The following is a 23,261-nucleotide window of genomic DNA, read 5'->3' on the forward strand; positions in this document are numbered from 1 at the left end:
TAAAGATAGGGTTCAAGCCCTCTTCCCCGGAGGGCTTTTTTTTGCGCGCTTTCCTCGCAAGCATTCCCGGCACAGGCATGGAGCAATGTCGATTCTGGTTTTCATGAAAAGGAGCGAACGATGGACTGTCCGGTATGCAGGAACATGCAGCTTGTGATGTCCGAGAGGCAAGGCATCGAGATCGATTATTGCCCGAATTGCCGCGGGGTCTGGCTGGATCGTGGCGAGCTCGAAAAGATCATCGATCGTTCCGCACAGCCCGGTTCCTCAGCCGCGCCTCGGCAAACGCGAAACGATTCCTACCCGCTGCAGGAATACGGGCATCCGGCGTCTTTGCAAGGCCAATCCCCGCAGGGCTATCCGAAGAAGAAAAAGCGCGAAGGCTTTCTCGGGGACCTGTTCGACTTCGACTGAGTACACCACATAGCGGGGTGGAAGACAGCTCGCCAGGCCTGAACCATCTCGAAGCGCCTGCGGTAAAGCAAGGCGTTTGCTGATCCAAGGCACGAAATTTGCACAGCGAAACATGCATGCCTGCAAGCGGCGTCGGAAATCGGCACCAGACTTCCGCATGCCGCATCCGGATTTTCCCCACACGCGCAACATGACGACGGAGACCAAGCGTGAAGCATGACGATGCTTTCCTGAACCCAATCGACACTTCTGCTCACATAGTCCAGCAAAGGCGCGAATGGATGCTGCAACGCATCGCCTGGGTTTTTCTGGTTGCCCTGCTCGTCGCCATTTCGCTGGGTGTGCTGGGGCAGGGACCACTCAGCCAGGCGATCCTGAAATCAGCGCAGGGCTTGGTGCAGGTCGAATACCAGCGCTTCCTGCGCCACCGTACGCCCGATGATCTGCACGTCACCGTCCAGCATGCTGCACCCGGAAAAGTCCGGGTCATGCTTGACAGCGGCTATGTGAAGCGGGTCGATATCGAACATGTCGAGCCGGTGCCGGAACAGGTCATCTCGAGTGCGGAGGCCTTGATCTTCGTCTTCAACACCCATGGCAGCGGGCCGCTGGATGCGTCATTCCAGATCAAGCCGCAGGAAGTCGGGCCGCTGCAAGGATGGGTCGCAGCGGAAAGCGAACCGCGCCTGGCATTCCGTCAATTTGTTTATCCATAAGGAAGGAGGAGCATGGAAACCATTCTGCGCACCGCGGGCGTCTATCTCTTTCTGCTGGTCCTGTTCCGGCTGACGGGAAAGCGCACGCTTTCCGAAATCTCGACCTTCGACTTCATCCTTCTGCTAATCATGAGCGAAGCCACGCAGAATGCCCTGATCGGCGAGGATTACTCGGTGGTGACCGGCATGGCGGTGATCCTGACCCTGGTCATGCTCGACCTCGGACTGTCCGTTCTGAAGCGGAAATCGTATGTCGTCGAACGCATCACCGAAGGCGTGCCGCTGGTGCTGGTCGACCATGGCAAGGTGCTGGAATACCGCATGAAAAAGACCCATGTCTCGCACGCCGACATCCTGCAGGCGGCACGCACCACCCAGGGGCTGGAACGGATGGACCAGATCAAGTACGCCGTGCTGGAGCCGAGCGGCGGCATTTCCGTCATTCCCATGGAGCCGGACTCGGATGAAAAGCTCGAACAGCGCATCCGGCAAGCGCTGGCGAAGGTGCTGGAAGAGTATCCGAAGGCAGCGAGCAAGTGAGCGCCGGGTCAGGAGAAGGCGCCAGACCGGCCCCGCCGACTACGCGCCTGCGCTCGGCCGCTCCGCGATCCGGTCCCGGTATGCCTGCAAGTGCTGCAAGCCCTGCTCGCCGGGCTTGAATTTCATCAGACCGCGCGCGAATTCGAGGGCGCAGAAGGCAGTGATGTCGGCAATGGTGAAGCGCTCGCAGGCGACGAAGGGATGCGCGGCCAGCTCCTTGTCGAGCCAGCGCGCCACCTCGAGCATCTTCTCGCCCTGGGATAGGCCGAATTCGCGAAACTGCGGCTGCTCGAGCGGTGCAAGCCCGGGATGGGTATGGCGGATGCAGTTGGCAATCGCTCCGAACAGGTAGAACTCCACCCGGCGGTCCGCCATCTCGATGAATGCGCGTTCCTCAAAACTGGTGCCCATCAGATTCGGCTCCGGCTGCACGCCTTCGAGATAGGTGCAGATTGCGCGGCTTTCCGACAGCACCCGGCCATCGTCGAGTTCCAGTGCCGGGACCCGGGCCAGCGGATTCTTCGACAGATACGACTCGCCCTTGTGTTCATTGGCGCCGAGGTCCACCGGCACCTGCTCGATGCCGGTCATGCCTTTCTCGGCGATGAACATGGTGACGCGGCGCGGATTGGGTGCGCGCGGTGCGATATACAGCTTCATGCTTGTCTCCCGTTTTTTCTGGTTGATGTATGCAAACGACTCAGACGCCGCCCCGCCGCGACTGGCCCATCTCGACCATCCTGCGCGCCTCTTCCGCGAACTGCCGCGCCTTTTCCTCGCCGTCCCTGCCGAGGTCAATGGAAGAAGGCGGAATGGTGATGCCCTTCTGGACCGCCGCCCGGGCGCGAATGGCATCGAGCCAGCGCTTGAGGTTCGGCAAGTCGTCAATCTCGACGCCCGACCAGCGATGGGTCCGCACCCAGGCCCAGTTGGCAATGTCGGCAATCGAGTAATCGCCGGCCAGGTATTCATGCTCTTTCAGATGCCCGTCCAGCACCCGGAACAGGCGCTTGCTCTCGCCCTGGTAACGATCGATCGCAGGCTGGATCTTTTCCGGGAAATACCGGAAGAAGACATTGGCCTGACCCATCATCGGGCCGATGCCGCCCATCTGGAACATCAGCCATTGCAGCACCTGCGAACGTCCCTTGGCATCGGCAGGCATCAGTCGGCCGGTCTTTTCCGCAAGATAGATCAGGATCGCGCCCGATTCGAACACCGGGAAATCCCCTGCGTCACGGTCGACGATGGCGGGGATGCGGCCGTTCGGATTGATCTTCAAGTACCACGGCTGTTTCTGCTCTCCCTTCGAGAGGTCGAGCGCATGCACGGTGTAGGGCAAGGCAAGTTCTTCCAGCGCAATCGAAATCTTGTGGCCATTGGGCGTGGCGGCAGTGTACAGGTCGATCATCGAGCTTTCCTATGGGTATGGAAGGGCGCGCTTTTCAGCGGAATGGATTGGTATTAAATCATGGCCGGGCGGAATCCGTTTACGCGCCGGCAGGCATTGAGCAGGGCCCGGTGCTCAGCTGCCTTTCGTCCCGTGATGGTCGGAAGCCGCCTGCTCGCGCCCCATGCGGCCGATGGAGGAGTGGCCGGATGTGCTGCGGGCCGACATCAGCGCTGCACGCGCGACGATCTGGGAGACATGAGTCAGGCCCTGCGGGAAATTGCCAAGCATCTGCTGCTGCTCGATGTCGTATTCTTCCGCGAACAGGCCGACGTCATTGGCGCAGTGGATGGCGCGCTCGTAGTACTGCCATGCCTCGTCGATACGGCCCTGGTAGGCAAGGCAGGTGACCAGCCAGAAGGTGCAAGGCAGGAAAGCGCCTTCCTTGCCCGGCAGACCGTCCGGGGAGTCGTAGCGGGTCAGAAGTCCGTTATGGTCCAGCGTGGCGCAGACCGCATCCGTGGTGCGCACCATGCGCGGGTCGTCGTAGGCGACAAAGCCGGTGCGCGGCAGGAGCAGCAGCGATGCATCGAGGTAGTCGCTGTCGAAGGCCTGGATGAACACGCCGCGCCTGTCGTCGTAACCCTGCTTCTCGATCGCCGCGCCGATCTCGTTGCGGATCTGCTCCCAGCGCTCGACGGGTGCGGAAAAGCCGTTGCTGCGCGCAAGCTTGATGCCGTGGTCCACCGCCGCCCAGCACAAGGCCTTGGAATGCACATAGTGGCGCGGCCGACCGCGAAACTCCCAGATGCCATGGTCTTCCTGGTGCCATTTTCCCGACACGGTATTGACGACGTCCGCCAGAAAGTCCCAGTAATGGCGGTCGATCGGATGGCCGCTGGAATGCCAGAGCCAGCCGATTTCCATGATTTCGCCATAGACATCGAGCTGGTTCTGCTCGGATGCCCGGTTGCCGATGCGGACCGGGCGCGACTGCCGGTAGCCTTCCAGCCAATCCAGTTCGATCTCGGTCAGCCGCCGCTTGCCATCGACGCCGTACATGATCTGCAGCTGCTCGGCGCTGCCGGCCGAAGTGCGCTGGATGAACTGCAGGAAGCGCGAGGCTTCATCGTGGTAACCGAGTCCGTACAGGGCGCGCACTGTAAATACGGAATCCCGCACCCAGCTGAAGCGGTAATCCCAGTTGCGGCTGCTGCCTATGGATTCCGGCAGCGAGGTGGTGGCAGCGGCCGCGATTGCGCCGGTGCGTTCGTACATCAGCGACTTGAGCAGGACCACCGAGCGCAGGGTCTGGGGATCGAGTTCGTCGTAGGCGTGCGCATGCCGGGTCCATTGCGACCACCAGCGGGTGGTCTGGGCCAGATAGGCATCCGCATCCTTCAGGGTGTTTTCCGTCTTTGCCGCCTCGTCGACCCGCTCCGGCGCCTCGAAGCGCACCAGCAGGTGCTTTCGTTCGCCGGCTGCCACGGTGAAGGTGGCTTCGAGATCGCGGTGCTCGAACACCTGCAGCTCGATGTCGGACTGAATCACCAGCCCCTTGTTGCCACCGGTTGCGGTATAGATGCCGCCGCCATGGCCGCGCATGCGTGGAATGATTTCGCCATAGTCGAAGCGCGGGCAGATTTCCAGATGCAAGGCCATGGTGCCCCGAAGGCCTTCCACGATGCGCACATGGTTGTCCAGCGTTTGCTTCTCGGCATCGGGCTCCATGATGAAAAAATCGTAGAGCTTCGCTTCCGCCTGCGCGGTCGTGAAATGCGTCTCTACAACCATGGTGCCCGGAATGTACTTGCGGGTAACTGCGTAATCCTCCTGGTCCGGGTGGAGGGCGCAAAAGCCGCCCTTGTCCCAGTCGAGCAGGCGCCCGTAGCAGCTGTCGGCATCCATGCGCGGCATGCAACACCAGTCTACCGAGCCGGTGCGCGATACCAGTGCCGTGCAATGGCAATCGCTGATCAGGGCATAGTCGGCAATGGGCGGATATCGTTCCAGGTGCGGCTTGTTCATGGCATGGGCGTCGCCGGTCGGGAATGCCGCCCGGCTTCATACGTGGACCCCGGAAATAATCAGACTTGGCGCCGCATCACAAGTTGCATGCCCACACGGCGCGTCCGAACGAAGCTCCTGCAATATTTACCGGACTGCGGTAATGCTTACCACGAACTCGCCCGGCCCCCGCTTGCATAGCTAATCTGGCGCGCCGCGATCCCGCTACAACTTCCGGTCACATTTCCCGCCCGCCAATTTATATTCGAACAAATGCATTTGGCATGCTGTATGCGTGATCCGCGGGTATGGAATGGACAAGATCCGCGGAGGACATATGGCAAGCACCGTAAGCGATTTCCTGCTCAAGCGGCTGTCGGAATGGGGCATCCGCCGCGTGTTCGGCTACCCGGGCGACGGAATCAACGGCATCATGGGTGCCTTCGGCCGGACGAAGGAAGGCATCGAATTCGTGCAGGCACGGCACGAAGAACTCGCCGCTTTCATGGCCTGCGCGCATGCCAAGTTCACCGGCGAAGTCGGCGTCTGCCTCGCCACTTCGGGACCGGGCGCGATTCACCTGCTCAACGGCTTGTACGACGCCAAGATGGATCACCAGCCGGTGGTTGCGATTGTCGGGCAGCAAAAGCGGGCCGCACTCGGCGGCGATTACCAGCAGGAAGTGGACCTCATGTCGCTGTTCAAGGATGTGGCCCACGAATTCGTGCACACGCTCATCGTGCCGGACCAGGCGCGGCAGCTGGTGGACCGCGCCGTGCGCATCGCACGCGACCAGCGCACCGTCACCTGCATCATCATTCCCAACGATGTACAGGAACTGGATGCGGTGGAAACGCCGCCGCGCGAGCATGGCACCGTGCATACCGGCATCGGCTATACCGCGCGCCACGTGGTGCCGGCACAGGCCGACCTGATGCGCGCAGCGGACGTCCTGAACGCCGGGAACAAGGTGGCCATGCTGGTCGGTGCCGGCGCGCTGCATGCCACCGATGAAATCATCGAAGTCGCGCGCCTGCTCGGCGCCGGGGTGGCCAAGGCCCTGCTCGGCAAGGCCGCGGTGCCGGACGATCTCCCCTTCGTTACCGGCTCGATCGGCCTGCTCGGCACCAAGCCGAGCTGGGACATGATGAACAATTGCGACACCCTGCTGATGGTGGGTTCGGCCTTCCCCTATTCGGAATTCCTGCCGAAGGAAGGCCAGGCGCGCGGCGTCCAGATCGATATCGACGGCCGCATGCTGAACCTGCGCTATCCGATGGAACTCGGCCTGGTCGGCGACAGCCGCGAAACCCTGCGCGCACTAATCCCGATGCTGCGCAACAAGCAGGACCGCAGCTGGCAAAAGGAAATCGAAGAGAATGTCGCGCGCTGGTGGCGGGTGCTGGAAGGCCGCGCCATGAGCCCGGCCAATCCGATCAATCCGCAACGGGTGTTCTGGGAACTTTCGCCGCGCCTGCCCGACAACTGCATCCTCACCTGCGATTCCGGTTCGGCTGCCAACTGGTATGCACGCGATATCAAGATCCGGCGCGGCATGATGGCATCGCTGTCCGGCGGCCTCGCGACCATGGGTCCCGGCGTGCCCTATGCGATCGGCGCCAAGTATGCCCATCCGGACCGTCACGTCATTGCCATGGTCGGCGACGGCGCGATGCAGATGAATGGCATCAATGGCCTGATCACGATTTCGCGGGCCTGGAAGGACTGGGGTGACCCGCGCCTGACGATCATGGTGCTGAACAACGGCGACCTGAACCAGGTGACCTGGGAACAGCGCGCCATGGAAGGCGACCCGAAATTCACGACGTCGCAGGCGCTGCCGGCGATTCCGTATGCCGGTTATGCCGACCTGCTCGGCCTGCAGGGCCTGCGCGTCGACCGCGCCGAAGACATCGGCCCGGCCTGGGACCGCGCGCTGTCGTCCACGGTGCCGACCGTGCTGGAAATGGTCACCGATCCGAATGTGCCGCCGCTGCCGCCGCATGTCTCGGGCAAGCAGGCCAAGGCCTATCTGTCAGCCCTGATGCATGGCGATCCGGACGCGACCGGCATCATCACCCAGTCGATCAAGCAGGAATGGGAAACCCTGTTCCCGCCGGATGACAAGAAGGGATGAATCATGTCCACCCGGGAATCCAGTGTGCCCCTGCACAGCGTGTCGGTGGCCGCCTACCGGATTCCGACCGACGCGCCGGAAGCCGATGGCACCCTGGCCTGGAACTCGACCACGATGGTACTGGTGCAGCTCGAGGGCGGCGGCAAGCGCGGCATCGGCTACGGCTATGCCGATAGCGCCACCGCCACACTGATCCATGACCGACTGGCGCCGTTGCTGCTTGAGCACAATGCGGGCCGCGACGCGCTGGCGACCAATGCCTGCTGGCTGGAGATGGTCAAGTCCATCCGCAACCTCGGCCGCCCCGGCATCTGCTCGATGGCGATTGCAGCAGTGGACGCGGCGCTGTGGGACCTGAAGGCGAAGCTGCTGGAGCTGCCGCTGGCAGCCCTGCTCGGCAAGACGCGGGATGCGATTCCCGTCTATGGCAGCGGCGGCTTCACCAGCTATTCCTCCACCCAGCTGTGGCAGCAGCTGCATGGCTGGATCGAATGCGGCATCACACGCGTGAAGATGAAGATCGGCTCGGAGCCGGAGCGCGACCTGGAGCGGGTGCGCAGCGCGCGCGAAGCCATCGGCCCCGCGCCGCAACTGTTCGTCGACGCCAATGGCGCGTACGAGCGCAAGCAGGCGCTGGCCTTCGCGCACGCCTTCCGTGATTTCGGTGTCGCCTGGTTCGAAGAACCGGTGTCATCCGACGACCTCGACGGTCTGCGCCTGCTGCGCGACCAGGGTCCACCCGGCATGGCGATTTCCGCCGGCGAATACGGCTATGACCTGCCCTACTTCCGGCGCATGCTGGAGGCGCGCGCAGTGGATGTGTTGCAGGCCGACGCCACGCGCTGCGCCGGCATCACCGGCTGGCTCGGCGTTGCCGCGCTGTGCGAAGCGTACAACGTGCCGCTGTCGAGCCATTGCGCGCCGATGCTGCACCTGCCGCTGTGCTGCGCGGCAAGGCCCGCGATCCACCTCGAATATTTCCATGACCATGTGCGCATCGAACACATGCTGTTCGACGGCGCCATTCACTCCGAGCACGGCGGGCTGGCGCCGGACATGAGCCGACCCGGACTCGGGATCGCGTTCAGGGAAAGGGATGCGGAATGCTACAGAATCTAGTCGATACGCGGAAGATGGCGGCACCGCCGGTTGGCGGCGTACGCGACGTGGCCGCCCTGGAAGCTCAGCTGCGCCAGGCGATCAGCGGCGAAGTGCGCTTCGATGCCGGCAGCCGGGCCCTGTATGCCGCCGATGCCTCGAATTACCGCCAGGTGCCGATCGGCGTGGTGATCCCGCGCAGTGTCGAGGATGTGATTGAAACCGTGCGCATCTGCTACCGCCATGGTGCGCCGGTGCTCTCGCGCGGCGGCGGCACCAGCCTGTGCGGCCAGTGCTGCAATGTGGCAGTGGTGATGGATTTCACCAAGTACATGAACAATGTGCTGGAAATCGATACGGAGGCCAAGACGGCGCGGGTGCAGCCGGGCACGGTGCTCGACGACTTGCGCGACGCCGCCGGCAAGCACGGACTGACCTTCGCGCCCGATCCCGCCACCCATACCCACAACACCCTGGGCGGCATGATCGGCAACAATTCCTGCGGCCCGCACTCGGTGATGGGCGGCGAGACAGTGCACAACATCGTCGAGCTCGATGTCCTGACCTATGATGGCGTGCGCATGACAGTGGGCGCCACCAGCGAGGAAGACCTGCGCACACTAGGCGCCGGCACCGGCCGGCGCGCCGAAATATACCGCGACCTGCTCGCGCTGCGCGACAGGTACGCAGACGAAATCCGCGGGCGCTTCCCGCACATTCCGCGCCGCGTCTCCGGCTACAACCTGGAAGCGCTGCTGCCCGAGCATGGTTTCAACGTGGGACGCGCCCTGGTCGGCTCCGAAGGTACCTGTGTGGTGGTGCTGGAAGCGAAGGTGCGTCTGCTCGACAACCCGCCGGCGCGCTCGCTGCTGGTGCTCGGCTACAGGGACGTGTACGAGGCGGGCGACCATGTGCCCGAGATCATGCAGCACAAGCCGATCGCGCTCGAAGGCATGGATGACCGCTTGATCGACGACATGAAGGCGGTGCATCTGCATCCGCAGGATGTGAACCTGCTGCCGCCCGGCGGCGGCTGGCTGCTGGTCGAATTCGGCGGGCGCGACAAGAAGGATTCCGACGACCAGGCGCGCCGGGCGATGGAGACGCTGAAAAAGGTCGACCATCCACCGTCGATGAAGCTGTACGACGATCCGCCGGTGGAAACCCTGCTGTGGAAGGTGCGCGAGTCGGGCCTCGGCGCCACCGCCCATGTGCCGAACAAGCCGATCACCTGGGAAGGCTGGGAAGATTCTGCGGTGCCGCCGGAAAAGCTCGGCGAATACCTGCGCAAGCTGCGCGCCCTGTTCGACAAGTATGGCTATGGCTGCGACCTGTACGGCCATTTCGGCCAAGGGTGCGTGCACACCCGCATCGACTTCGAACTGGAAACAGCCGAAGGCATCAAGACCTTCCGCGCCTTCCTGCATGAAGCAGCGGAACTGGTTGTCAGCCTGGGCGGCACCATCTCGGGCGAACACGGCGACGGCCAGTCGAAAGCGGAGCTGCTGCCGATCATGTTCGGCGACGAGCTGATGCGCGCCTTCCGTGAATTCAAGCAGATCTGGGATCCGCTGAACCGCATGAATCCGGGCAAGGTGGTCGATGCCTACCGGCCGGACCAGAACCTGCGACTGGGTACCGAATATTCGCCGCCGGAACTGCCGGTGCATTTCCACTATCCCTCGGACGAAGGCAGTTTCCCGCGCACCCTGCTGCGATGCGTCGGCGTGGGCGAATGCCGCAAGAAGCATGGCACGATGTGCCCGAGCTACATGGCCACCGGCGAGGAAATGCATTCCACGCGCGGCCGGGCCCATCTGCTGTTCGAAATGGTCAAGGGGGAGGTGGTGCGCGGCGGCTGGAAGGATGAATCGGTGCATGAAGCGCTCGACCTGTGCCTGTCCTGCAAGGGATGCAAGGGCGAATGCCCGGTGAACGTCGACATGGCGACCTACAAGGCGGAATTCATGTCGCATTATTACGATGGCCGCCTGCGCCCCTTCAATGCCTATGCCTTCGGCATGATCGACCGCTGGGCGCGGATGGCCTCGCACATGCCCGGATTCGCCAATTTCCTCACGCAAAAGCCGCCGTTCTCGACATTGGCGAAAAAGCTCGCACACATTGCGCCGCAGCGCCGCATCACGCCCTTCGCCGCGCAATCGTTTGGCGCCTGGTTCCGCAAGCGGCCCTCGGCCCAGCCGGGCGGCACGCGCATCCTGCTCTGGCCCGACACCTTCAACAACTACTTCCATCCGGAAGTGGCGAAAGACGCAGTCAGAGTACTGGAGCATGCCGGCTTTCGCGTCAGCATTCCGCAGGTGCATCTCTGCTGCGGGCGGCCGCTGTACGAATTCGGCATGCTCGACCATGCGAAGCACTACCTGCAGCACGTGATGGATGCGCTGGGTGACGACATCCGCAACGGCACCCCCATCGTCGGCCTGGAGCCGGCCTGCGTCTCGGTGTTCCGGGATGAGTTGCCGAACCTGTTCCCGCACGACGAGCAGGCCAAGCGCCTGCAGGCGCAAGTCTTCATGCTGAGCGAATTCCTGGACAAGCAGGCCGGCGATTTCCGCTTCCCGCCAATTGCGCAGCGGGCGATCGTGCACGGCCATTGCCATCACAAGTCGGTACTGAAGATGGATGCGGAGGAATCGGTGCTCAGGAAACTCGGCCTCGATTTCCGGATGCTCGATTCCGGCTGCTGCGGCATGGCCGGCTCTTTCGGGTTCGAGGCCGACAAGTACGAGGTGTCGATGCGCTGCGCCGAACGGGTATTGCTGCCGGCGGTGCGTGCCGCCGTTCCCGACGAACTCGTCATTGCCGACGGCTTCAGCTGCCGGGAACAGATCCTGCAGACGACTTCCGCGCAACCGCTGCACCTGGCCCAGGTATTGAAGCGTGCCATCGACCAACATCCGTGAACAAGAAGGAAGAACATGCAAGCCATCGGAAAACTGCGCTGGGCGATTGCGGAGGGTTATATTCCGCCGGCCAGCACCGGTGACAGCCGCGAACTGGTCAGCCATGAAGCGGCCTGCATCCTGAACGCGGGCGACAACGATGCCAGCATCACCATCACCGTTTTCTTCAACGACCGGGAACCGGCCGGGCCGTACCGCGCCAGGGTGCCGGCGCAGCGCACCCTGCATTTGCGCTTCAACGACCTGAAAGATCCGGAACCGATCCCGCACGGCGTCGATTATGCAAGCGTCATCGAGTCCGATGTGCCGGTGGTGGTGCAGCATACCCGGCTCGATTCGCGCCAGGCCGAGCTGGCCTTGCTCTCGACCGTTGCTTACTCGAGCGATGCATGACCTGCGGCTTCAGGCCGCATGCCGCGCCCTGGTTCATTGAAAGGAGGCTCCATGTTCAACCCACGGCTGACGATCGTTCCCATCCTTGCGTGCGCCATGCTGGGCGGTGCGCATGCCGCCGGCAAGGCGAAACCCGCAAATGAAAACCTGGCCGCACCGGTGGTGCCGCCGCTCATCATCATCGCGCCGACCGAGGTGCGCACCGATCCCACTCTGGCCAAGGGCTGCTGGGTGCGACTGTTTCCGCAACCGGATTTCAAGGGTGTGGACGACCTGACGATCGCGGGACCGATCGAACTCAAGTCGCTGCACACGCCGGTTGGCACCAACTGGAAGCACAGGACGGAAAGCATCCTGATCGGCCCGAAGGCCACGGTAGTCGTCTATGAAAGCAAGGATTTCCGCGACAAGGCGGCGACCCTGAAGCCCGGCACCCAGGAACCGCAATTGCGCAAGGGTCTGCAGTTCACGCAATCTATCGATTCGCTGAAGATCAGCTGCAGCCAGTGAGGTTTGTGCCGTCTGACCGCTGCACATATTTGAAGGGGTACTGGCATGGATACGAATCAGACTGATGAAGACAGAAGGCGTTTTCTCCGCAATGCAACAGTAGCCACGGGCGGCGTCGGTGTCATCGGCGTCGCGATCCCGTTCCTGGAAACCATGGCGCCGAGCGAAGCGGCCAAGGCAGCCGGCGCGCCGGTGGAGGCGAACGTGAGCAGCCTCGCACCCGGCAAGCTGATGACTGTCGAGTGGCGCGGCAAGCCGGTCTGGATCCTGCACCGCAGCGACGCAATGATTGCCGGGCTGGGACAGCACAACGACCTTCTGGCCGACCCGGATTCATCGAAATCGGAGCAGCCGGCATATGCGAAAAATCCCGGGCGCTCGATCAGGCCGCCGTTTTTCGTCGTGACCGGCATCTGCACCCATCTCGGCTGCGTACCGGGCTTCCGCCCGGAACCCGGCGCGCCCGACCTCGGCGCAAACTGGCCCGGCGGTTTCTACTGCCCCTGCCACGGCTCGAAATTCGATCTTGCCGGCCGCGTATTCAAGAACGTGCCGGCTCCGCTCAACCTGGTGGTCCCGGAATACAACTATCTGAGCGATACGCGGCTGCTGATTGGCGAAGACAAGAAGTCGACGTAGGAAGGGTGCGGAAAACGCCAGCTAACTGCGAGCGTGGCCGATTGGGATGGGAATGAGCCTCAAGATCGCCGGAGTTTTTCCCTGAATCGACCTCGGGGTAAGCAACCGGGCAAGCCCTCGTTCGGCGACTCATCCATGTCTAACGATAGATCGCCGTGTTAAATTCGCGTCTTGCGATTTACAACGAGCGAGGCAGCTATGGAAGCATCGCAGTACCCCCCGGTCCTCGACCCCAGCCTGGTAGGCACCTACCCTGCCTCGGCCAAGGCAGGCGGCGGCTATGTCTGGGATGCCGTTCTGGAGTATCGCGTCTGGTGCCACCCGGAGCGCGGCGCCCCGGACCTTTGCGAGGGCAGCGACTACTACTACGCCTTCGAGAGCTATGAGGAAGCGGCCGAGTTTGCCCGCGAAGCGGAGGGAGCCGAAGAGCCCCTGGCGCTCGTGCTCCAGGAGGAATACATCGATGAGCCCGAGGATGGACGGTACATCCATGTCAGGGAGCGACGTGTCACCGAGTGGCCGGTAGTATTCCTGTCGCGGCCGCGTCGCACACCGAGCACTATCCCCAATTTCCTGGCGCCGGATGCGCCTGCGAACCGGCTGGATATCCTTCGGGGCCTGGTGCCTCCGGCCGGCCGCCCGTCGGCAGATGCATGACAACTCGTCCGAGCGGACGCCGCTTCGCAGCGCAGCTTCACTAAAGTGCTAGATATATGGATAAGCGCTGTAGGTTGGGCTGCTAAGCCCAACCTCCACTGGCAAAAGCTCCATGAGATTGCCGAGGTACCTGGAGCATGATGTTGGGCTTCCTTCGTCGGCCCAACCTACGCCCTAAGGCCTACGCTCTACGCCTTGACCGCCTTCTCCGGCTGATACTTGCGCCGGTTCTCCCTCACCTGCTTTTCCTGCGCCTGGCATTCCGGCCCCGACAGTTCGGCCTGGATGGCGTCGAGGAATACCCGGGTGCGCGCCGGCATTAACCGCCGCCCCGGAAAGACTGCCCACGCGGGAACGGCGGGCAGGCTCCAGTCCGCCAGCACCGGTACCAGTTCGCCGCTGCGCACATAGGCATTCGCATAGTGGTCGGACACTGCCGCGATGCCGGCGCCGAGGCGGGCCAGGCGGATCAGCAGTTCCGGTGAATTGATGGTGGCGCGCATCGGCGGCGCGATGTCCATCTGTTCGCCTTCGCGGCTGAGCAGCCAGGTTTCGGCTTCGCCGGAACGCTTCAGCAAGCACAATGCCTGGTGATGCATCAGGTCTTCGGGATGCGACGGCTCGCCATGTTGCGCGAGGTAGGCGGGGGCTGCATACAGGCCCGCGGAAAACACCGCGAGCTGGCGCGCGGCCAGGGTGGCATCGTCCGGCAAATGGCCCATGCGAATTGCCAGGTCGAAGTTTTCCCCGATCAGGTCGACCCGGCGCGGCGACAGGTCCAGTTCCAGCTGGATCGCGGGATGCGCGGCCAGGAATTTCGCCAGCACCTGCTCGAACACCACGTTGGCAAGGTCGCCCGGCATCGATACCCGCAGCCGGCCGCTTGGCTGGGCCTGGCGATGCTGTGCCAGCGCGGCCGCCGCTTCCACTTCGTTTGCCACCTGCTGCGCATGCTCCAGCACGCTGTGCCCGAAATCGGTCAGGGTCAGCTTGCGGGTGGTGCGCAGGACCAGCCGTTCGCCGAGCTGGGCCTCCAGCTGGGCGATGCGGCGCGACACGGTCGATTTCGGCAAGTGCAGGCGCTCGGCGGCGCGGCTGAAGCTGCCTTCGACCGCGACCCGGGCAAACAGCAGCAAGTCATTCGGTTCGAGATTCATTGGCCCTCCATTGTTCCATCAGTGGAACGATCTTATCCATTCTGACATCTTCTGCACAGTATTTGGAATAACTAGAATGGCTTCATCGATCAAACACATGGGAGAACACCAGATGAACATTCTTCAGATCAATTCCAGCGCTCGTGCCGACAGCTCGCATTCGACCCGCCTCGCCAGCACGATTACCGAACGCCTGCGCGCGGCGAATCCGCAGGCAAGCGTCACGGTGCGCGACCTACTGCGCGCGCCGCATCCCGAACTCGACGAAGCCGCACTGCAGGCCCTGTTCACCCCGGCCAGCGAACGCACGCCGGAGCAGGCTGCCCGTGTCGCGCTGGACGACGCGCTGATTGCCGAGATCCAGGCAGCCGACGTGGTGGTGCTGGGCGTACCGATGTACAACTTCGGCGTGCCGGCCCAGCTCAAAAACTGGATCGATGCGATCTCGCGTGCGCGCGTGACCTTCCAGTACACCGACAAGGGACCGGAAGGCTTGCTCAAGAATAAGAAGGTATATGCCGCGTTGGCCCGCGGCGGCATCTACCGCGACACGCCCAGCGATAGCCAGGTGCCTTACCTGAAGACCGCGCTCGGCTTCCTCGGCATGACCGATATCGAATTCGTGTACGCTGAAGGTTTGGCAATGGGGCCGGAAGCCGAGCGGCAGGCACTTGCCGCGGCGCAGGCGCAGATCGAAGACGCGCTACCGGCCTGAGTAAATTACTTTGAGGAGTTGCACATGACTGAGACCGCATCCATTGAAACCGCTGTCCGGCAGGCGCGCGAAGTCGAGCGCCTCGTCACCGGCATGGCGACTTCCGACGGCGCCGGCGTGAAGCTGACCCGCGTGCTGACCAAACCGCTGCAGCGCCGGCTCGATCCCTTCCTGATGCTCGACGCCTTCGGCACCGACGACCCGAAGGATTACATCGGCGGCTTTCCGGATCACCCGCACCGCGGCTTCGAAACCGTGACCTACATGATCGCCGGCTGCATGCGCCACCGCGACAGCGCCGGCCACGAAGGCTTGCTGCAGAACGGCGGCGTGCAATGGATGACCGCGGGACGCGGCGTGATCCACTCGGAGCTGCCGGAACAGGAAGACGGACGCATGGAAGGCTTCCAGCTCTGGCTCAACCTGCCGGCGAAGGACAAGCTGAGCACGCCCTGGTACCGCGACATCCAGAGCGGCGACATCCCGGAAGTGACGACGCCGGAAGGTGTCACCGCGCGCGTCATCGCCGGCGCCAGCCATGGCGTCGCCGGCGCGGTGCAGCGGGAAGCGACGCAACCGCTCTACCTCGACTTGCATTTCGACGGTGCGGCCTCGTTTTCGCAGCCGCTGCCGGCCACGCACAATGCCTTCGTCTACGTCTATCGAGGATCGCTGCAAGTCGGCGACACCACCGTCCCCGCGCAGAATATGGCGATCCTGAAGAACGGCGGCGACGGCGTGGTCCTGCGCGCCAACGGCCCGGCCCGCGCCCTGCTCATCGCCGGCCAGCCGCTCGACGAGCCGATCGCGCAATACGGCCCGTTCGTGATGAACACAAACGAGGAGATTTTCCAGGCGGTGGAGGATTTCCAGTCGGGGCGGTTCGGCGCTGCGGCGTAATGCTCCCGGAGCGCATCGCTCGCGCTCCGGTTCATTCGGTCGGTGGCACAGGTAGGCAAATCGTTGCGGAGGCAACTTTGGGCCGGATGTGTGAAATTGATGGCGTGCCCCTCTAGTCCGCCCGCTCCTTTACCCTTCCGAAACACACCGGCCCTGGTCTCCTTTCGGCGAGGCCTGAACACGACCTCGATCCCCGCATCCGCGTTTTCCCTGTGCGTCCTCAAGCAAAGAATGACACTTCCAAGGACGCGTCGTGTTTCCCATTTCTGTTAATACTGCATTTATATCCAGTGCATCCGGCGCAAGACCAGTAGCGAGGCCGGTCTTCACGCATGGCCACGCCCGTGTTAAACGACAGTGCGCCATGTTAAATTGGCGTTTTGCGATTTATATCAAGTTAGGCCCCATCAGTATGCTCTTCGGACGAAAAGAAACCTTTGCCATTGAAGCGATGGCTGAGCCCCATCTAGCAGCTCCCTCAGCGGTCTGGGGGCGCATGCAGGTATGGTGCCAAGGAATTGCAATAGGTGACTATTCTGAGCAGCATTGCGGTCTTTATACCGCCTATTGGAATTTTAAGGAGCTGAGGGAGGCCCTCCCAACTCTGTGGCGGGCTCAGTTTAATGGACTAGGTGATAGAGACTTATGGAATTACCTTGACGGTCGCCTGTTTGGTTGGCACGGAGATGTTGAGCTTGAGGATGATCGTACCGTTGAAGAATGCCGGACTGACGCAGTCGAATATGGAATGTTCAGCTTCCTGACCAGTTGGGGAGAGCAGTTCGACCGCAACGGCAAGTCCTTCATTTTCTGCCCAGACGGAAAAACTGTTCGGGTACTGAACCGCTCGCTTCCCAGTGATAAAGGCATGGCGTTGGAGGCATCTTTGGAGGCCGTGAACAAAGCAATTCAACAGTTTGTCGATTGGTTTGATAGAGAGGCCACGCGTCTTGCTGGCGACTGCGATGCCTAACATTCCATTCGACACGGGCAGCTGCGCTGCCGGTCAATTAAAACGTTAAATGTCTACACAAATGGACGCGGTTAGGCGAGTCACACAGTCAATTGTCTTTTTTGGCTTGGGGGTGATGTCGCTTTTGATGGCAGCTGGAGCGTTTAATGGCGTAATGTTTTTGCCCAGTGGCGGCTCTTCTAAATCCGGCCCACCAAGCAAGTGGAGCGCTCAGCCAATAGACTCGCCTGCTGCTCAAATCTTTTGGACAGTCTTCTTTACTTTAGGCGGTATTTGGATGCTTTGGAGGGCGCACATAAATCTGAAACAGCCTATCGAAAGAAATAACACTAAAAGAAAAAAGAAGAGTAAAAGAAAAACCAATTGACTTTAGGTTTTGCTACAGTGCCGCCATTTAACATGGTGGTAAACCCCGAGAGCATCACTGCGGGTTACCTTATACGTTATACGTCTTGACGCGTCACAAATGGAAATGAGAAAAGGCGATTTCGTCGAATATGATGGCCTTCCTGCTGTTGTAGTGGGCATCTATGGTGATGCTGGGGTGCCAGAGGAACATGTGGCACTGTGGTTTGGAGCAAACGGAATCATGCGCAAGTCCGAAGGTGGCATGGGCGGCGTAGTGCCGGAGGTTTGGACTGTGCCTGTTGAGTTGTGCAGTCCAGGCATTAAAGCCATATTCAAGCACTGAAGCGACACATAACATCGCATTCGACACCGACGCTACGCGTCGGTCAACTTAAACGTTATACGTCATGGAACTAAGTGCGCGAGTGTTGACCGCCGACGGACTGGGCGGACGCATTCTCAAAGTGAACCACGCCGGAGAGAACGGGGCCGTGAACATCTATTCCGGTCAGATCCTGATGGCGCGGCTCAGGGCGCCGTCGATCGTGTCAGAGTTGCAGGAGTTTCGAGGCCACGAGGAGCGGCACCGCGAGATCTTTGCGACTGAGCTGAAGCAACGCGGCGTGCGGCGGTGCCGAAGCTACGTTCTTTGCGGCGTCGGCGGCTACGTCCTTGGTCTCTTCACTGGCCTCTTCGGCCGCGGCGCGATTGCGGCTACCACGGTCGCTGTGGAACGGGTAGTTCTTTCTCACCTCAGGAAGCAGTTGGAAGTCCTCGAAGGTCGCGATGCGCTCGCCAGTGCCGCGGTCCGGGCGATTGTGAGCGAGGAGCAAGAGCATCACGACCGCTCTAAGACTCACGCCATAGCGAGTCCGTTCTGGCTGACGGTGCTGGCGCCGGTGGTCTCGGTGGCTACTGAGGCTGTAATTTGGGCGGGGATGCGCCTGTGACGTATAACAGGTCGGTCGACTCGGACAGGTTGCAGCAATGCGCCGGTCACCTTTGCGTTAGGCTCCAAACATGACAGAGTTCTCTCAGAAAATTGGTGACGAAATTTTTGCTTCTCGCCCCGAGTGGGAGGCATTCGCCACGTATGAGACGTATAAAAACAGCGAGCCATATCTAGTCGTCACAATCCCCGCTCCAGCGGAGGCAAATACGCATCTTCCGCTCAGGATTAGTACGTGGGACGATGAAGTTACGGTCGACTTCGATTATTACCATACTCATTTCGATAGATGGGCTCCGAAAGAAGGTGATGGACGCCAAGATGCTGCACAAATCTACGTCGAAGAACTGTTAGCTGAAAAATTCGCAGTGGTCTCGTGGTGGCAAGGAGAGTCGTGCCGCATTTGTTCGCAATATGTGCCAGGCACCGAGCTAAAGATCAGCTTCAACATTCCGTGGAGTAACGCGAGAGTGAGGTCTTGGAAAGGCAGCTTTAATGCAGACATCAAAGCCTAACTTGTCACTCAACTCAGACCCGCGCCAAAGAACTTGCCGCTTCGCGGCAAATGGCGCGGGCTGGTTAGCTCGGCGTAAGAGGCCAACCATGCCAAAGCAATTCAAGCTCAGCAAAGACCAAATAAAGCCCCTGGTCACGGGATTGGGCGCTTGCATAGCAAGCGACAAGATCACCGTCGAGGGGTATCCGGTTGGATTCATGTATCGGGAAGAACCGATCAACGCTACGGACAGCGGCTGGCGCTTCATGTCGGGGTACGAGGATGAGGCATATATGGAGGACTCCAGAAACCATTCCATATATGAAGTCAATACCATTGCCAATTACGACCCATCCATCATCAGCTTTCTGGATTTGCCAATCGGCAGCGTGTACGAGAAACCGCCGGAATCAAAAAACTTCGTTCCTGTAAGCGATTGGGCTCCGCCAGAAGACTGAGCGTGCCCTGACCTCACATCCGGCATAAGCATATCTGGCGCGGGTTTTGTCGGGGATGCCATTCCCGGCTCTTCGCCAAGCTGGAACTCATGCCCGAGCACTGTTTCATCCGGGCGGGCAACCTGGATGACCCGACACGGTATCAGCCGCGAGCCGACATTTGTTACAAACGCGCGCCCGGCAATCCGCTGCCCCAACCTTCCTCGGGGCGCATCGACTCTCCCTTTTACCAGAAAACAAGCATCGTCAGCCAGGCGTAGCAAGTCATTCGGGGCTTGAACAGACCTGCTTCCGGCGGCTTTCGTCATCTCCGGATGAGCCCTTGGCAAGACCTGCCCTCCCCCGCCCTCAAAAAACCTTGGCCGACGCACGGTGCCCGCCTTCATCCACGTTGCTTTGGGAAAATTACAACAACCTAAAGTTGCACTATCGAAATTAGTTGCCTCGTGGCATCTCCTATCCTAGACTCCGCTCTGAAACATTTTGTTACGTGAGTAACGTGAAGAAACATTCCGATAACCGAAACGCGAGCAGCCCCGGAAACTGCCAATCACTTATCAGGAGCGCGAAAGTGCACAACATCAAGAATAGTTACAGCAAAGTGGTATTCGGCCTGGCGATGGTCGCAAGTGCCGGCGCAGTCGCAACGGAGCTCGGCAGCTCCAATTTTTTGAGCGGCACGGACCAGTTCGGCATGCTCGCCGACCCGGCACCCGGGGTTTATTACCAGGTTCAGGCCGCACGGTTCGATGCGGATGAATACCGTGACAACAAGGGCAACAAACTGGCCATGCCGATGACAAAAAAGGTCCAGGCCCTTGCACCTCGCCTGACCTGGGTCACCAAAGCCAAGATTCTGGGCGGCCAGCTGGTGTTTGACGGCATGCTCCCGGTTGTCAGGGTCGAGGGAACGGCTTCCGCCTTTGTTCCTCCATTCGGCATCGTTTCGCAGTCCGATTCCAACACCGGCGTGGGCGACCTGCAGTTCGGCACAGCGCTCGTGTTTGCCCCTTCCGACGAATTCTTTTATGCGCTGGCCCTGCAATTCACGGCGCCGACCGGCGAATACGACGACGCCCGCCTTGCCAACCCGGGACGCAATTACTGGAGCGCGCGCCCCAAGTTTGTAACGACCTATGCCAATCCGGAAGGCTTGAACGCGGATCTGAGCATCATGTACGGCTTCAACGGCCGCAACAAGGAATCGAATCAGTTGCGCGGCCAGACGTACAAGACCGGTCGGGAGCTGAATGTTGAATACGCGCTTGGCTGGGCCGTGGCACGCGACTGGGTCGCCGGAGTCAGCGGCTATGTCTATCAGCAAACCACCGATGATGAAGTGAATGGCGTGCGCCTGGATGGCGTGCGCGGACGTGCGCGTGCCTTCGGACCGGCCATCAAGTATGACAACGGCTATGGCCTGATCGTGAATGTGGCATACCAGAGGGACTACGGTGTCAGGAATCGCCTGTCCGGCGACACCTTCAGCGTGCGCGTCGTGTTGCCCTTCTGAGCCGCGTAGCCGCCTTCTGCTTGATTTGACACAGGGCTTGCCGCATCGCGCGGCCGGCCTCTCTGAAACGGAGTAATCATGCACGCCACCAAATCGATAATTCGTCTGTTCTGCGCCCTTGCAGTGCTGGTATCGGCCATCCCCGCATATGCCCTTGAGGTCAAGAGTGCCCATTTCGAGGAAACCGCCCGCGTTGCCAATGACGATCTGCGCCTGAACGGCGCAGCCTTGATCGATGGAACCGGTGCCTTCGCAAGGTCGAGCGAAGCCAGCGCGATGGGCCTTTATCTGAAGGAGTACAAAACCACAACGGAGGCAGTCCTCGCCGCACCGGGCGCCAGGCGCGTGAAGCTGGTAATGGTCCAGGACACGGACAGCGAAGTCATGGCGCGCGGTTTCCTCCAGGGCATTCGAAATAATCTTTCCCGCACGGACCGGATCAAGATTGCGTCACAGATGCAGACATTCGGCGAAGTCTTTGCCCAGGTTGGTATCTTCAAGAAGGGCGACGTCTTTTATATCGACTGGATTCCGAGCAGCGCCACCACCCTCATTACGATGAATGGCAAAAAACTGATCGAGTTGCCCGATCAAGCCTTTTATAACGCAGTACTGCTGTGCTTCATCGGCGAAAGGCCGTTTGGTCCGAAACTGAAGGCGAGCATGCTGCACCAGCAGTAAGCCTTCCCCCAGCGTTTAGTCTCCGCATTCTTCTCCAAAGGGTGCGTTCGCCCGCTGCGCTTCTGCGGCGGGCATTTTTTCATTTGACAGTATTGGCACGACGTTCGGTGCCAACACATTTCGGCGCAGCTCCTTGAATCGCCCGCGGATTCACAACTCTCCAATGAACTGGTCGAGCATGGCGGCTCACAGCAGGACTTACTGATTCAGCGCTTCGCAAGCACTGCCCTGCCAGCACGGCTTGCCGCATTTTGCCAACGCGCTTGGCCTTTCCGAAACAAGGTATACGCCATCTGGTCCATGGCGGATGGGCGCAGGAAGTGTCGTCAAAGGAATGAGAAGGAATTACATCCCCCGGGTATCGAATTTCCCGTCTCGATTCATGCTTGTCCTTGCAGGCTGACGCAATCGGCCCAAGGCAGCTTCCTTAAGCCTGAAAGGGGAAGGAGGTAGGGTGCGCCGCGCGCACCGCAGTCGCATGGTGCGCACGGCGCACTCTACTTCCCCGTGGCACACCGAAATCCGCTCCAAGTCTCTCCTCACTTGGCCTTTTCCACGTCGCACACCATTTCCTCTTGCCTGGCGTCCTCGTGGCGCGAAGCTTGCTTTCATTTGTCCAAATCAGTTGAATGAAAGGAGCATTTCCATGAACACAAAACTTACGGTCATCGCCGCCTCATTTGCCTTCGCCTTCGCCGGCAACGCTTTCGCACAGGGCGCTTCCGGCAGTTCCGGATCGGGAGGCCAAGGCAAGCAGTCTCAGCAGCAATCTTCCGGATCGAGTTCGGGCCAGCAGGATCCGAAGCAGCAAATCGAACAGCAGCACAAGGATGCGCTCAAGAAATGCGACAGCATGAAGGACAATGCCAAGGATATCTGCAAGGCCGAGGCGGACGGCCAGCAGAAGGTGGCCGAGGCCGAGATGAAGGTCAAGCAGCGCGACACGCCGAAGAACCGGCTGGAGCTGGAACAGGCGAAGGCTGATGCGCAGTACAAGGTCGCGAAGGAACGTTGCGACGATCAGGTCGGCGACGCGAAGAAGGCGTGCGGCCAGCAGGCCAAGGCAGCGCATGACAGCGCGGTTGCGCAAGCCAAGATGGCTTCGCAGAAAGCCTCGTCCACCGGTGGCAGCGGCACCGGTGGCGCAGGTTCCAGCGGTGCAGGCGGCAGCTCTATGGGTAGTTCCTCGGGGGCTTCCTCGGGATCGCCTTCGGGTACGTCCTCCGGCAGCTCGTCCGGCATGCCGTCCAGTGGCACGTCTGGCGGTACCTCTGGTGACACTTCCAGCGGCACCTCTGGTGGTACCTCTAGCGGCACTTCTAGCGGTACTTCTGGTGGCGCTTCTGGTAGCACTTCCGGCAGCACCTCTGGTGGCGCTTCCGGTGGCACTTCCGGCGGTTCGCCTGCCGGCCAGCCCTCGGCGCCAGACGCCACGCAGCCGAAGTAAAACTTCCTTCCCGGGCTGCGGCATGCATTGCCGCAGCTGCTTCCATCCCGCAACGCGCCGCTCCATGGTGGCGCGCTGCACTTTCTTCCACGGCTTCCGGGTTACACTTCTCGCCTGTCGACATGCGTGCGGAAGCGCGGGTGAGGCTTCATCCGCATATCCGTGACCTGTCGAGCAGGCGCCCCTGCACGGACGC

The 23,261-nt window shown here is 61.2% G+C and carries 26 protein-coding genes; 22 read left to right on the top strand and 4 right to left on the bottom strand.

Translation table 11 applies throughout. From position 1 onward, the window contains the following. The first annotated feature begins 120 nt into the window (after nt 1-120). From HGHM_RS19580 to HGHM_RS19595, 3 genes are all read left to right on the top strand, one after another. Entirely contained in the window at nt 121-414 is a 294-nt protein-coding gene (locus tag HGHM_RS19580; protein ID WP_019143276.1) for a TFIIB-type zinc ribbon-containing protein, read from the top strand. A 209-nt stretch (nt 415-623) separates the two neighbouring features. Further along, on the top strand, nt 624-1,130 hold the full coding sequence (locus tag HGHM_RS19590) for a hypothetical protein (protein WP_020693872.1): 507 nt from the start codon (nt 624-626) through the stop codon (nt 1,128-1,130). 12 nt (nt 1,131-1,142) lie between these two features. Beyond that, complete coding sequence (locus tag HGHM_RS19595; protein WP_019143279.1) at nt 1,143-1,670, top strand: DUF421 domain-containing protein; 528 nt, start codon at nt 1,143-1,145, stop codon at nt 1,668-1,670. Between the two features lie 39 nt (nt 1,671-1,709). On the opposite strand, the gene HGHM_RS19600 is transcribed toward HGHM_RS19595, so the two are convergent. The 3 genes from HGHM_RS19600 to HGHM_RS19610 all read right to left on the bottom strand — a co-directional run bounded on the left by HGHM_RS19600 (nt 1,710) and on the right by HGHM_RS19610 (nt 5,088). Continuing rightward, nucleotides 1,710-2,330 (bottom strand): glutathione S-transferase family protein, encoded by a 621-nt coding sequence (locus tag HGHM_RS19600; protein ID WP_019143280.1) that lies wholly within the window; start codon nt 2,328-2,330, stop codon nt 1,710-1,712. Nucleotides 2,331-2,370: 40 nt separating this feature from the next. Further along, nucleotides 2,371-3,081 (bottom strand): glutathione S-transferase family protein, encoded by a 711-nt coding sequence (locus HGHM_RS19605; RefSeq protein WP_019143281.1) that lies wholly within the window; start codon nt 3,079-3,081, stop codon nt 2,371-2,373. 114 nt (nt 3,082-3,195) lie between these two features. After that, nucleotides 3,196-5,088, bottom strand: coding sequence for a glycoside hydrolase family 15 protein (locus HGHM_RS19610; protein WP_019143282.1), 1,893 nt, complete (start codon nt 5,086-5,088; stop codon nt 3,196-3,198). Nucleotides 5,089-5,404: 316 nt separating this feature from the next. On the opposite strand from HGHM_RS19610, the gene HGHM_RS19615 reads away from it, so the two are divergent. The 7 genes from HGHM_RS19615 to HGHM_RS19645 all read left to right on the top strand — a co-directional run bounded on the left by HGHM_RS19615 (nt 5,405) and on the right by HGHM_RS19645 (nt 13,428). Further along, complete coding sequence (locus tag HGHM_RS19615) at nt 5,405-7,204, top strand: thiamine pyrophosphate-requiring protein (protein ID WP_026076219.1); 1,800 nt, start codon at nt 5,405-5,407, stop codon at nt 7,202-7,204. Nucleotides 7,205-7,207: 3 nt separating this feature from the next. Beyond that, the gene (locus HGHM_RS19620) at nt 7,208-8,323 is read left to right on the top strand and encodes an enolase C-terminal domain-like protein (RefSeq protein ID WP_019143284.1); all 1,116 of its coding nucleotides are present in this window, start codon (nt 7,208-7,210) and stop codon (nt 8,321-8,323) included. Next, the gene (locus HGHM_RS19625; RefSeq protein ID WP_245549313.1) at nt 8,308-11,229 is read left to right on the top strand and encodes an FAD-binding and (Fe-S)-binding domain-containing protein; all 2,922 of its coding nucleotides are present in this window, start codon (nt 8,308-8,310) and stop codon (nt 11,227-11,229) included. Before HGHM_RS19620 ends, HGHM_RS19625 begins: the two co-directional genes overlap by 16 nt. 15 nt (nt 11,230-11,244) lie before the next feature. Continuing rightward, nucleotides 11,245-11,622 carry a sensory rhodopsin transducer gene (locus HGHM_RS19630; RefSeq protein ID WP_019143286.1) on the top strand — a complete coding sequence of 126 codons (378 nt, stop codon included), beginning with the start codon at nt 11,245-11,247 and terminating at the stop codon, nt 11,620-11,622. Nucleotides 11,623-11,673: 51 nt separating this feature from the next. Further along, nucleotides 11,674-12,132, top strand: a complete 459-nt coding sequence (locus tag HGHM_RS19635; protein ID WP_019143287.1) for a beta/gamma crystallin domain-containing protein — start codon at nt 11,674-11,676, stop codon at nt 12,130-12,132. A gap of 45 nt (nt 12,133-12,177) precedes the next feature. After that, nucleotides 12,178-12,771, top strand: a complete 594-nt coding sequence (petA, locus tag HGHM_RS19640; protein ID WP_019143288.1) for a ubiquinol-cytochrome c reductase iron-sulfur subunit — start codon at nt 12,178-12,180, stop codon at nt 12,769-12,771. Nucleotides 12,772-12,969: 198 nt separating this feature from the next. Then, nucleotides 12,970-13,428 (top strand): hypothetical protein, encoded by a 459-nt coding sequence (locus tag HGHM_RS19645; protein WP_019143289.1) that lies wholly within the window; start codon nt 12,970-12,972, stop codon nt 13,426-13,428. A gap of 188 nt (nt 13,429-13,616) precedes the next feature. Here the strand turns inward: HGHM_RS19645 and HGHM_RS19650 are convergent, their stop codons facing one another. Further along, a complete protein-coding gene (locus tag HGHM_RS19650) occupies nt 13,617-14,585 on the bottom strand; it encodes a LysR family transcriptional regulator (protein ID WP_019143290.1) in 969 nt (322 codons plus the stop codon). Between the two features lie 112 nt (nt 14,586-14,697). Here HGHM_RS19650 and HGHM_RS19655 point away from each other — a divergent pair, with 112 nt between their 5' ends. The 12 genes from HGHM_RS19655 (at nt 14,698) to HGHM_RS23555 (ending at nt 23,065) form a co-directional block, all read left to right on the top strand. Then, a complete protein-coding gene (locus HGHM_RS19655) occupies nt 14,698-15,300 on the top strand; it encodes an FMN-dependent NADH-azoreductase (RefSeq protein ID WP_026076220.1) in 603 nt (200 codons plus the stop codon). 24 nt (nt 15,301-15,324) lie between these two features. Continuing rightward, on the top strand, nt 15,325-16,200 hold the full coding sequence (locus HGHM_RS19660) for a pirin family protein (protein ID WP_019143292.1): 876 nt from the start codon (nt 15,325-15,327) through the stop codon (nt 16,198-16,200). A gap of 253 nt (nt 16,201-16,453) precedes the next feature. Further along, nucleotides 16,454-17,173: a hypothetical protein gene (locus HGHM_RS19665; protein ID WP_148415821.1), complete on the top strand. Its 720-nt coding sequence runs from the start codon at nt 16,454-16,456 to the stop codon at nt 17,171-17,173. Between the two features lie 49 nt (nt 17,174-17,222). After that, nucleotides 17,223-17,540 (top strand): hypothetical protein, encoded by a 318-nt coding sequence (locus HGHM_RS23330; RefSeq protein ID WP_148415824.1) that lies wholly within the window; start codon nt 17,223-17,225, stop codon nt 17,538-17,540. Between the two features lie 99 nt (nt 17,541-17,639). Further along, nucleotides 17,640-17,864: a hypothetical protein gene (locus HGHM_RS22765; RefSeq protein WP_075111763.1), complete on the top strand. Its 225-nt coding sequence runs from the start codon at nt 17,640-17,642 to the stop codon at nt 17,862-17,864. 82 nt (nt 17,865-17,946) lie between these two features. After that, a complete protein-coding gene (locus tag HGHM_RS19675; RefSeq protein WP_019143295.1) occupies nt 17,947-18,471 on the top strand; it encodes a demethoxyubiquinone hydroxylase family protein in 525 nt (174 codons plus the stop codon). A 70-nt stretch (nt 18,472-18,541) separates the two neighbouring features. Further along, complete coding sequence (locus HGHM_RS19680; protein WP_019143296.1) at nt 18,542-18,985, top strand: hypothetical protein; 444 nt, start codon at nt 18,542-18,544, stop codon at nt 18,983-18,985. A gap of 88 nt (nt 18,986-19,073) precedes the next feature. Then, on the top strand, nt 19,074-19,424 hold the full coding sequence (locus HGHM_RS19685) for a DUF2185 domain-containing protein (protein WP_019143297.1): 351 nt from the start codon (nt 19,074-19,076) through the stop codon (nt 19,422-19,424). Nucleotides 19,425-19,456: 32 nt separating this feature from the next. Further along, nucleotides 19,457-19,684: a GFA family protein gene (locus HGHM_RS23915; RefSeq protein WP_407635413.1), complete on the top strand. Its 228-nt coding sequence runs from the start codon at nt 19,457-19,459 to the stop codon at nt 19,682-19,684. A 311-nt stretch (nt 19,685-19,995) separates the two neighbouring features. Continuing rightward, nucleotides 19,996-20,937 carry a SphA family protein gene (locus HGHM_RS19690; protein ID WP_019143298.1) on the top strand — a complete coding sequence of 314 codons (942 nt, stop codon included), beginning with the start codon at nt 19,996-19,998 and terminating at the stop codon, nt 20,935-20,937. A gap of 78 nt (nt 20,938-21,015) precedes the next feature. Next, nucleotides 21,016-21,618 carry a chalcone isomerase family protein gene (locus HGHM_RS19695; protein WP_019143299.1) on the top strand — a complete coding sequence of 201 codons (603 nt, stop codon included), beginning with the start codon at nt 21,016-21,018 and terminating at the stop codon, nt 21,616-21,618. A gap of 646 nt (nt 21,619-22,264) precedes the next feature. Beyond that, a complete protein-coding gene (locus HGHM_RS23555) occupies nt 22,265-23,065 on the top strand; it encodes a hypothetical protein (protein WP_019143300.1) in 801 nt (266 codons plus the stop codon). Nucleotides 23,066-23,261: the final 196 nt, after the last annotated feature.

It is taken from the genome of Noviherbaspirillum massiliense JC206 (assembly GCF_000312045.1).
GTDB classification, from domain to species: domain Bacteria; phylum Pseudomonadota; class Gammaproteobacteria; order Burkholderiales; family Burkholderiaceae_D; genus Noviherbaspirillum; species Noviherbaspirillum massiliense.